At 39.5% G+C, this 8,325-nt stretch carries 10 protein-coding genes; 5 read left to right on the top strand and 5 right to left on the bottom strand.

Annotated elements, in window-relative coordinates; translation table 11 throughout:
* Nucleotides 1–189: 189 nt before the first annotated feature.
* A complete protein-coding gene (locus V7150_RS03030; RefSeq protein WP_335513478.1) occupies nt 190–420 on the bottom strand; it encodes a hypothetical protein in 231 nt (76 codons plus the stop codon).
* A 137-nt stretch (nt 421–557) separates the two neighbouring features.
* Between V7150_RS03030 and pdaB the strand changes: the two genes are divergently transcribed.
* Nucleotides 558–1,310, top strand: a complete 753-nt coding sequence (pdaB, locus tag V7150_RS03025; RefSeq protein WP_335513476.1) for a polysaccharide deacetylase family sporulation protein PdaB — start codon at nt 558–560, stop codon at nt 1,308–1,310.
* A 30-nt stretch (nt 1,311–1,340) separates the two neighbouring features.
* Here the strand turns inward: pdaB and V7150_RS03020 are convergent, their stop codons facing one another.
* A complete protein-coding gene (locus tag V7150_RS03020) occupies nt 1,341–2,021 on the bottom strand; it encodes a KinB-signaling pathway activation protein (RefSeq protein WP_335513474.1) in 681 nt (226 codons plus the stop codon).
* Between the two features lie 148 nt (nt 2,022–2,169).
* Here V7150_RS03020 and gerD point away from each other — a divergent pair, with 148 nt between their 5' ends.
* The gene (gene gerD, locus V7150_RS03015) at nt 2,170–2,781 is read left to right on the top strand and encodes a spore germination lipoprotein GerD (RefSeq protein WP_335513472.1); all 612 of its coding nucleotides are present in this window, start codon (nt 2,170–2,172) and stop codon (nt 2,779–2,781) included.
* 50 nt (nt 2,782–2,831) lie between these two features.
* Here gerD and V7150_RS03010 read toward each other — a convergent pair whose 3' ends face one another.
* The 3 genes from V7150_RS03010 to V7150_RS03000 all read right to left on the bottom strand — a co-directional run bounded on the left by V7150_RS03010 (nt 2,832) and on the right by V7150_RS03000 (nt 5,631).
* Nucleotides 2,832–3,884 carry an Mrp/NBP35 family ATP-binding protein gene (locus V7150_RS03010; RefSeq protein WP_335513469.1) on the bottom strand — a complete coding sequence of 351 codons (1,053 nt, stop codon included), beginning with the start codon at nt 3,882–3,884 and terminating at the stop codon, nt 2,832–2,834.
* A gap of 149 nt (nt 3,885–4,033) precedes the next feature.
* Entirely contained in the window at nt 4,034–4,783 is a 750-nt protein-coding gene (gene cwlD, locus V7150_RS03005; RefSeq protein WP_335513467.1) for an N-acetylmuramoyl-L-alanine amidase CwlD, read from the bottom strand.
* Nucleotides 4,784–5,187: 404 nt separating this feature from the next.
* Nucleotides 5,188–5,631: a YbaK family protein gene (locus tag V7150_RS03000; protein ID WP_335513465.1), complete on the bottom strand. Its 444-nt coding sequence runs from the start codon at nt 5,629–5,631 to the stop codon at nt 5,188–5,190.
* A gap of 432 nt (nt 5,632–6,063) precedes the next feature.
* On the opposite strand from V7150_RS03000, the gene V7150_RS02995 reads away from it, so the two are divergent.
* The 3 genes from V7150_RS02995 to V7150_RS02985 are packed head-to-tail and all read left to right on the top strand — an operon-like array spanning nt 6,064 to nt 8,173.
* Nucleotides 6,064–6,777 carry an SDR family NAD(P)-dependent oxidoreductase gene (locus V7150_RS02995; RefSeq protein ID WP_335513463.1) on the top strand — a complete coding sequence of 238 codons (714 nt, stop codon included), beginning with the start codon at nt 6,064–6,066 and terminating at the stop codon, nt 6,775–6,777.
* A 2-nt stretch (nt 6,778–6,779) separates the two neighbouring features.
* The gene (locus tag V7150_RS02990; RefSeq protein ID WP_335513461.1) at nt 6,780–7,811 is read left to right on the top strand and encodes an S-adenosylmethionine:tRNA ribosyltransferase-isomerase; all 1,032 of its coding nucleotides are present in this window, start codon (nt 6,780–6,782) and stop codon (nt 7,809–7,811) included.
* A gap of 14 nt (nt 7,812–7,825) precedes the next feature.
* On the top strand, nt 7,826–8,173 hold the full coding sequence (locus tag V7150_RS02985; RefSeq protein ID WP_335513459.1) for a VOC family protein: 348 nt from the start codon (nt 7,826–7,828) through the stop codon (nt 8,171–8,173).
* Nucleotides 8,174–8,325: the final 152 nt, after the last annotated feature.

Below are 8,325 nucleotides of genomic sequence, written 5' to 3'. Positions count from 1 at the left end.
TTTTCAAAGAACAATTTTTATTCAATCGCCTAAAAGCGACTTTTTTAATATATCATCTGCCAATCGTAATGTCAACAACTTTTTTTAAGTGTTTTTTTACTGTCAGCAGCGACGTTTATTAATATAACAAGATTATATTTAGTTGTCAACGGATTTTTATAAAAAAATGTAGAAGAACTTAATCTTTTTTTATCCTTTCTTTCTGTCCTTCTTACCTCTCCTCATATATTTTAAGCAATCATAAGGTGATGCAACCCTTCTAAATAATGCAAAAAGGATTTTATATCTCTCCTCCATTGCCCTTTTTACAATATGATCAATTCGTTCATCCCTTAAATCAAATAATATTTCATCCATTTCTCTTTTGATAAGGTATTCCATTTCTTTTACTTCTTTCTCGTTTATTAGAAGTCCAAACATTGAATAACCTCCAGCAAAATTTCTAGTTATAGTAGTCTTTTCCAATTATTAAGATTTTATAATTAATTCTTTAATCATATTGTTAAGAATTCAAGCATAGGTATGAGACAAGGATCGTAGTGGACGAGGTGGGAAGGATGAATATCTTTTTTGTATTAAACGGGAAGGCTTTAAAGAATGTAATACTTATTTTAATTGCTGCTTTTTTTACTGCTTGGTTTCTCTATATAGAGAACATGGCACAGATTCCTGTCTTTTCAACCAAGGAGGGCTCTAAAGCTATCTATCGAGGTGAAAAAGATCTTGCGCTTACTTTTAATATTGGCTGGGGAGATGAAAAGGCAGAACCAATTTTAGATACGTTGAAAAAGGAAAATGTTAAATCGGCCACTTTCTTCCTAGCAGGATCTTGGGCAGAAAGGCACCCCGACATTGTTACTCGAATCGTAAAAGATGGTTATGAAATTGGGATTCTTGGTTACGATTATGTGGATTACCAGGATTCAGAAGATGGTCAAATCGCTAAAGATATATCAAAAGCGCAGGAATCCTTTAAAAAGCTTAATGTAAAGGAAATAAAGCTTTTACGTGCACCAACAGGGCATTTCGATGAGCGCACCTTAAAAATAGCTAAAAGGTATGGTTATACAGTTGTCCATTGGAAAATTGATTCAAAGGATTGGCAAAATCCAGGAGTTGGAAAAATCGTAGAAAATGTAAAAAAGGCAGATAAGGGCGATATTATTCTTCTTCATGCATCCGATTCAGCTAACCAAACGGCAAAAGCATTGCCGCTAATTTTGGCTGATATTCGTCAAAAAGGCTTAAAGCTAGTGTCGGTTTCAGAAATGATCGCAAACGGAGAAGTCCAATCAAAAGAAATTAGGTAAGAATAGGGAACAAAAAAACCGCCAATTCAATTAAATGGACGGTTTTTTGTTCATTTTTTTATTATTAATTGTTTTTCCTTCTTTTTGCTTTAAGCGTTGCTGTCTTTCCTGCTCAGATTGTGCATTTAATTTATGAAGGATTAATATTTGGTAAGCATTGCAAGCCATTAAAGCGAACGCCATTAAATAGAACCAGTTCTCAGCATTTTCCCGTAAAACAGGTACCCACTCCAGTAACGTGACGACAATCATAAAGAAGACAGCCGGAATAAATGCTTCGCGGTTGGTTTCTTTGCTTTTTACCCATGCTACTGCTAGCCCGACCACCAATAGAAGTAATGCTGGAACCAAATAAGGCAGAATAGAGTCGCCCGTTTTAGCAAAGTTTGTATAACGTAAATAAACGAGATCAAATAAGCCAAAAAGAATTAGGACAATTTGAACAGCATTCCAAAGGGAAGCCGATTTAAAGATACCCAATCCAAAACGGTGGATCGTTAAATATGCAAAAAAGCCCATTTGGCTGATAACGCTAAAGAGAAAGCCCATTACCATTAACCAGATAATCGCCGAAATAATATCAATTATTTTAAAATCAACAAAAAAAGGCTGTAGCTCATTCCAGTGTACAAATAATCCCACAATAATTGTCGTGACCCCGCCAACTAATAATGTATTCTTAAACAGTTTTACCAAATTTCGGCTTGTCACATTAGAAACCCCCAAAGTATCAAAGTAATTCCATACTGATTGTACCAAGCAAAATGTGAAAAATCTATAATTTGATTTACCAACGAATAATCTCCCTCTATTTTCTTCATCCTAAAATTAAGGATTTATATCTGAAAGGAGCTTGAAAATGAGAGGAAAAAGGATGTTGCTCCTCCTGCCTATAATGATACTTCTAACAAGCTGTACTTCTAATGACATAAGCAGCACAGGTCAGATTGATTATGATCAAACGAAAAAAATGGTCGTGGATATTCTTAAGACAGATGATGGTAAAAAAGCCATTCAAGACGTGATGTCCGATGATAAGATGAAGGAAAAACTTGTTATGGATCAACAGGTTGTCTCTGACACCATCCAACAGACGTTATCTTCTGATAAAGCCACTGAGTTTTGGAAAAAGACATTTAGTGATCCAAAGTTTGCTCAAGGCGTTGCAAAAAACATGCGATCCGAGAATGAAAAATTACTGAAGGAATTAATGAATGACCCTGAATATAGAGGAATGATGATTGAGGTTTTTAAAGAGCCAGAAATTCAAAAAGAGTTGGCAGATGCCTTAAAAAGCAAAGAATATCGCGAACATCTGCAAAAGGTCATTTCAGAAACGATTGACAGTCCGCTTTTTAAAGCGAAAATGGAAGAATTGCTCTTAAAGGCCGCAGAGGAAACAAAAGGGAAGGCCGGCGGCAAGGATGGGGGTCAATCCAGCAGCGACCAAAGTAAATCTGGTGGCAGCTAATTATAAAAGGGAAAGGCCTCTTCTTAACATAAGGAAGAGGCCTTTTTTCTTTACTTTTTGAGCAGGCTTGCCACTTTTTCAGCAATTTCTAAATAAATTTTTCCAATTTGATGATCTTCCTGATAAACGGATGGAGCAAAGTCATCATCGTTCCAATCAGGCTGGTCAAGCGGCAGGCGTCCAAGAACTTCTGTATTTAATTCTTCTGCTAACTTATCTCCGCCGCCACGGCCAAAGACATATTCCTTTTCGCCTGTAACCTTACTTTCAAAGTATGCCATATTCTCAACAACGCCAAGTACCTCATGCTCAGTCCGTAAAGCCATTGCACCCGCACGAGCGGCAACAAAAGCAGCAGTTGGATGCGGTGTGGTGACAATAATTTCTTTACATGCAGGGAGCATCGTATGAATGTCTAATGCAACATCTCCCGTTCCTGGTGGTAAGTCTAATAGTAAATAATCAATGTCTCCCCATTCTACTTCATTGAAGAAACTGTTTAGCATTTTTCCGAGCATTGGACCGCGCCAGATGATCGGAGCATTATCTTCAACAAAGAAGCCCATCGAAATTACCTGAACACCAAAACGTTCCACAGGGATAATCTTTTCTCCGCGGACAACAGGCCGTTTCGTAATCCCCATCATATCAGGCACACTGAAACCGTAAATATCCGCATCAATGAGACCTACCTTTTTCCCTAAACGGGCTAATGCTACAGCAAGGTTAACAGAAACCGTTGATTTCCCTACTCCACCTTTTCCGCTGGCAATCGCAATGAAGGTTGTATCTGTCGAATTGAGAAGATTCTTTTCTTTTTCAGCCTCTGAGTGACGGTTTGCAGCTAGCACCTCTTCAGAAAGCTGGCTAAAACGGATGCCAACGGTTGCTGCACCGGCTTCTTTTAATAGGTTAACAATTTGAGTTTGCAGCTGAAGCTGTTCGCTTGTTCCGGTCCTAGCAATTGCGACCTTTACACTAACATGGTTTTTTTCTTCTTTAATCTTAATTTCCTCAATTGCATTTAGCTCTGCTAATGTTTTATGTAAAAATGGTTCTTTGAGACCGCCAAGAACCTCACGGATTCTCACATCTGTTAACATAAAAAAGACACCTCACCTTTTGAATTCATTTCCACTTTTCAGTATACCATAACCCAACAAGGAAACAGTTACCTTAATCACACTATTAAACCTATAGTAAAATTAAGAACCTTCACAACATAAAAATGGAAGGTGTATCCACCCCCCGTTTAATCTTTTTCTTTTAGTTCCTTTTCATTTGTAAAATAACGCATAATTCCATTATTTATGGATGCGGCTACTTTTTCTTGATAGGAACCCTTTTTTAATAATGCCTTTTCTGCCGGATTTGAGAGAAAACCAACCTCAACTAATACACCCGGCTTTTTAGCATGTTTTAAAATATATACTTGATTAATCGGCTTGGCTTTCCGAGTTGTATTTTCCAAGTTGTTACGCAGCTCTTCTTGGATAAATTTAGCCGCCCTGGCATTTTCCTTATGATGCGGTGCATAAAAGGTTTGAGCGCCTCTCCATCTAGCAGATGGAATCGCATTTAAATGGATGCTGACAAATAGGTCATTATCGGATTTATTGATCATCTTTAATCGTTTTTTTAAGTCCTCTACTTTTCTTCGGCTATAGCCCCTCGTATCAGTGTCGGCTAAATCTACGTCCTTTTCCCTTGTCATAATGACCAAGGCCCCTTGCTCTTGAAGGTAATCTCGAACTTTTTTAGTAATATCTAGGGCTATGTCCTTTTCAAGAATTTTGCCGGTTCCTGCACCGCCATCCGGTCCTCCATGGCCTGCATCTAATAAAATAATTTTCCCCGACAATGGAAGATTCCACGTCTTCCATGAGTTATTTTCAGTAAAATCGTGTTGTAATATAAAAAATAACACAATTAATCCCGCAATAAAGATGATCATTTTCCATTTTCGCTTTAACACCCAAATCATTCCTTCCCGCTCGTCCATGTTCAATAATATATATGGAACATGGATCTTTTTTAGAACAGGAAGTAATATAAGCAAAAGCACTTTACCCAGGGGTGATATAGGGAGAATAATCGACTGGCGAGCAATGCGAAGCCAAAGGTGAGTCTCCCTTTATGCGTACGAAAAGCGATAGCTTTCTGTCGCTAAGCATAAAACGTGCCGGTGAGAAGGCTGCCCTTTAACCTTCTTAAGGGATTGATTAAAATGTGGAGCCGACTGTTTTAGGACGAAGTCGTAAAACCCTGCCTTGTAAGAAGGCTCTTTTTGCCTTCTTCAGGAGGTGGCTTACTACTCGAGTCCCAAGGAGCCGCAACTAGAGACGCTTATGACCCCGAACCCTAGGCACTGCAGCTAGAAAGTTAACAAAGAATTATTTTATCGTATTAATGAAGTCGGAGCTTGAGGCGTCTTTGGCCTTTTTCGTATCCCTCACGCCACCAGACATGGATATATTGTTCGCATAAATAATAAAGCGACTCGCTCATCGTACCTTCTTCTTCACTTCCCCAATAGAGTAAAAAGTTGTATAGCGTATCAATTAGGTGTTTTTCTTCTTTAAAGCAGCGTAAACGCACTGCTTCCATATCTTCCCCATAATAACCAAACTTGCTGAATTTCGCCCCTAACAGAAAAGCTTCTAGGGCAACATCGTAACATGCTTCTTCTATACCTGTATTCATAACAAAGCTTGAGGCAATTCTTGTCGATCCAAAATATTGTCGTACTCTTTCTTTCAACGTATTGATCGATAACTCCTTAAGGACGGAGCGCTCGTATTTTATTTGTTTTTCCCGTCTTCTTTCTTTAAAGGTTGTAATCACAGTCACTTCATTTTCACCTCTTAGAACTAGTTTTTATCCCGCGTTCATAAGAAATGCAACGTCTTGACTTTTTTCCACTGCCAATTTTTATACGGATTCGATTATTTGAAAACTCCATCCGATTTTAATTTTACATTGAAATAAAGAAATGATTAGCGTCAGGAGACGCTTTCTTTTGGTGATCGTTCTCTTTCCTTTTTACTGTTTCTGGTTTCAATGACCCCCTATTGGCGACCGTTCTCTTATTTTTTCACTGTTTCGGGATCCAATGACACCTATACGATAAGAAAAGCACCTCAAAACAGAACCCTTTTTAACTAAAATTGGTTCTCTTTTTCAGCCAAAAGTTGTAGATAAAGTTCAAGCTTTTTTCTGAGGGAGGATTTGGAAGAAACCGATATGCTTAAGACATCAAGTAATGAAGGGGAGATAACATTTATGAAAAATAAAGTTGTAATGATTACTGGGGCTTCTAAAGGTTTGGGCAGAGCGTTAACGTTGGCATTTGCAAAAGAAGGAGCTAAGTTGGCGATATGCGCTAGATCAGAAGAAAAACTGCTAATGGTGAAGGATGCAGCAGAGAGCTTAGGTGCTGTAGTGTTGGCGGTTACTGCTGATATTTCCAAGTCAAGGGATGTGGAACGATTCGTTGCGATGGCAGAAAACGCATATGGCCATATTGATGTCCTGATTAATAATGCCTCTATTTTGGGGCCAAGTCCAATGCCATTACTTCTTGATTACCCTGAAGAGGACTTTGCTGAGGTGCTTCGAGTGAATGCGGTCTCGCCATTTCTCGTAACAAGAAGAGTCATTCCGGGAATGCTTGAGCGGAATGTTGGATCGATTATCAATGTGACATCTGAAGCCGGCCATACGGGCTTTGCGGGTTGGGGTGCATATGGGATCTCAAAATTTGCCGTTGAAGGTCTCACCCAAACGTGGGCAGATGAATTGAGTGAAACCAATGTCCGGGTCAACATGGTCGATCCGGGAGAAATGAACACAGACATGCACAAATTAGCCGTTCCCGATTGCGATTACCCATTGGCTATGCCGGAGGATGTAGTTGACATATTTTTATATCTTGCCTCGGATAAGGCTGCAGGAATTAATGGCCAGCGGTTTGCGGCCCAGTCAGAGGGTGTGTAAGGATGGCAGCGACAAAAGCGTTGGATTTTTTTCTTCCCGATGAACTGAATGCTTCCCATCCCCCTGAAAAACGGGGCTTACGAAGGGATCATGTACGGATGATGGTTCTGAACCGGGCTACAGGACAAATCAAGCATGACCGTTTCTTTCACTTGACAAATTATCTCCAGCCCGGGGATCTGGTTATTTTAAATAATAGCCGAACCATTCCTGCGGTTTTACAGGCTGAATGGCTTAGAAACGCCGTTCACCTAGCACCAAAGATTGAAGTCCGTCTGGCAAGGCGCCGTGGTGAGGATACTTGGGATGCACTAATCGTGGCAAATCCTGTAAAAACGGGCGATATACTGCAATTTTCACCTAAATTGTCAGCAACGGTGATAGCTGAAAAAGATAATTCTCCACTAAAGATCATTAAGTTTACTAAAAAAGGAACGGATCTATTCAATATCATCTATGCTCTTGGTGAACCGGTACGATATGAATATATAGATCATCCATGGGACTTGGATTACTATCAAACGGTTTTTGCCAGCCATCCAGGCTCAGTGGAGATGCCCTCGGCAGGCAGGGCATTTAGCTGGGAGCTGCTATTTAAACTGATACGTAAAGACATACAGGTTGATTTTATCCAGTTGCATACAGGATTAAGTTATTTGCTTGATGACCAATGGATCCAGACACCCGAAGAGAATGAGGAGGAGTATCATATCTCTGACCGTACAATGGAAATGATTCTCGAGACGAAAGCATCCGGCAGAAAGGTAATAGCGGTTGGTACGACTGTAGTCAGAGCTCTTGAGAGTGCTGCTAAGAACGGGGCGCTATCTGGGTTGACGAATCTATATATCGATCAATATTATCCTTTAAAAATTGCAGATGGAATCATTACTGGTTTTCATGAACCGAAGGCCAGCCACCTCGATATGCTGTCCGCCTTTGTATCCGAAAAATATTTGTTTCAGGCCTATGAACAAGCAATTGAAGACTGCTATTTATGGCATGAGTTTGGGGATATGAATCTCATTATATGATCGGAGGCCCATACATGCGTTTTCACCATTATGCACTAGAAGTGAACAATATAGAGAAGTCTATCACTTTTTACAAAAAATACTTGGAACTTAAGGAAGAAAAACGATTATTTTTTATGGGGGAAGAGATTGTGTTTCTTGCTTCAGGCGACTTTAGACTGGAGTTGATCTCTGGGCAACAGAAGAACGATAAAACGACTCATATTTGTTTTGAGGTAAGCAACATCCATGAATTGATAAATCGGTTTAATGACATTAGAAAAATAGAAGGACCATACAAGCTTCAAAATGACTGGGAGACAGTCTTTTTTGAAGGACCCGATCAGGAAATCATTGAGTTTTTGCAGGTAAGACCTGTTTAGGTAAACCGGTGCTGCCAGTGGGAGCTTTCCCTTTTAGGGGGGCATAATGAATGAAGGACTTTTCCCTTGTTTCCTTACCGAGATTTGGCCTTCATCCTACCTTATGAAGGACTTTTCCATTGTTTCCTTACCAAGATTTGGCCTTCATCTAC

The sequence above is a fragment of the Neobacillus drentensis genome (assembly GCF_036965245.1).
GTDB lineage: Bacteria > Bacillota > Bacilli > Bacillales > Cytobacillaceae > Neobacillus > Neobacillus drentensis_G.
The sequence above is the reverse complement of the archived record's forward strand: the minus strand, read 5'-3'. Positions and strand labels throughout refer to the sequence as shown.

Coding starts and splice junctions, on each gene's coding strand:
- gerD (WP_335513472.1), top strand. CDS start 2,170: ATGAGAGGAAAAAGGATGTTGCTCCTCCTGCCTATAATGATACTTCTA.
- cwlD (WP_335513467.1), bottom strand. CDS start 4,783: ATGGACGAGCGGGAAGGAATGATTTGGGTGTTAAAGCGAAAATGGAAA.
- pdaB (WP_335513476.1), top strand. CDS start 558: ATGAATATCTTTTTTGTATTAAACGGGAAGGCTTTAAAGAATGTAATA.
- V7150_RS03030 (WP_335513478.1), bottom strand. CDS start 420: ATGTTTGGACTTCTAATAAACGAGAAAGAAGTAAAAGAAATGGAATAC.
- V7150_RS03010 (WP_335513469.1), bottom strand. CDS start 3,884: ATGTTAACAGATGTGAGAATCCGTGAGGTTCTTGGCGGTCTCAAAGAA.
- V7150_RS02995 (WP_335513463.1), top strand. CDS start 6,064: ATGAAAAATAAAGTTGTAATGATTACTGGGGCTTCTAAAGGTTTGGGC.
- V7150_RS02990 (WP_335513461.1), top strand. CDS start 6,780: ATGGCAGCGACAAAAGCGTTGGATTTTTTTCTTCCCGATGAACTGAAT.
- V7150_RS02985 (WP_335513459.1), top strand. CDS start 7,826: ATGCGTTTTCACCATTATGCACTAGAAGTGAACAATATAGAGAAGTCT.